The organism is Phenylobacterium sp. (genome assembly GCF_024508875.1).
Lineage (GTDB): Bacteria > Pseudomonadota > Alphaproteobacteria > Caulobacterales > Caulobacteraceae > Phenylobacterium.
This window is the reverse complement of the sequence record NZ_JANINU010000136.1, coordinates 36,392-37,056: the sequence shown is the minus strand read 5'-3', so window position 1 is coordinate 37,056 and position 665 is coordinate 36,392. Positions and strand designations below refer to the sequence as shown.

The following is a 665-nucleotide window of genomic DNA, read 5'->3' as shown; positions in this document are numbered from 1 at the left end:
TGGTGGTGAACCAGGAGGTCATCGAGGGCCGCGCCCAGCCGCTGATCATCTACGCCGAACGCCGCGACAAGGGCGGCGCGGCCTAAGGGCCGGCGCAAAGACTGACGCAAAGGGCTCCGCGGGCGACCTCGGAGCCCTTTTCCTTTGGCGCCGGCGTCTTGAAGCCGGCCGGGATCGCGGCGAGGGTGCCGCATGACCAAGCCGGAGAGCGCGGGCGTGGACGGCGTGGCGGGGCCGGACGGCTCCGCCCAAACGACGCGGGGGCAGCGTCTGGTGCTGGCCGGCACGGTGCTGGGCTCGAGCCTGGCGTTCATCGACGGCTCGGCCGTGAGCCTGACCCTGCCGATCATGCAGCAACAGCTGGGCGGCGATGTCGCGGCGGCCCAATGGATCATGAACGCCTACGCGCTGCTTCTCGGCGCGCTGGTCCTGGCCGGCGGCGCGGCCGCGGACCGGTACGGGCGAAAGCGGATATTCCTGCTCGGGGTCGTGGTGTTCAGCGCCGCTTCGCTGGCCTGCGGGCTGGCCCCCAGCCTGCCGGTGCTGGTCGCCGCTCGCGCGGCGCAGGGTGTCGGCGCCGCGCTGCTCACGCCGGCCAGCCTGGCGCTTCTGGGCGCGACCTTCGACGCCAAGGGCCGGGGGCAGGCCGTGGGCGTCTGGGCGGG

The 665-nt window shown here is 73.7% G+C and carries 2 protein-coding genes; both read left to right on the top strand.

Annotated features, from left to right (window positions below; all coding sequences use genetic code 11):
• Nucleotides 1–86 (top strand): hypothetical protein (locus tag Q0L11_RS11730; protein ID WP_296597455.1); only part of this gene is annotated, 86 nt, incomplete at its 5' end.
• Between the two features lie 106 nt (nucleotides 87–192).
• Nucleotides 193–665 (top strand): MFS transporter (locus tag Q0L11_RS11725; RefSeq protein WP_296597454.1); only part of this gene is annotated, 473 nt, incomplete at its 3' end.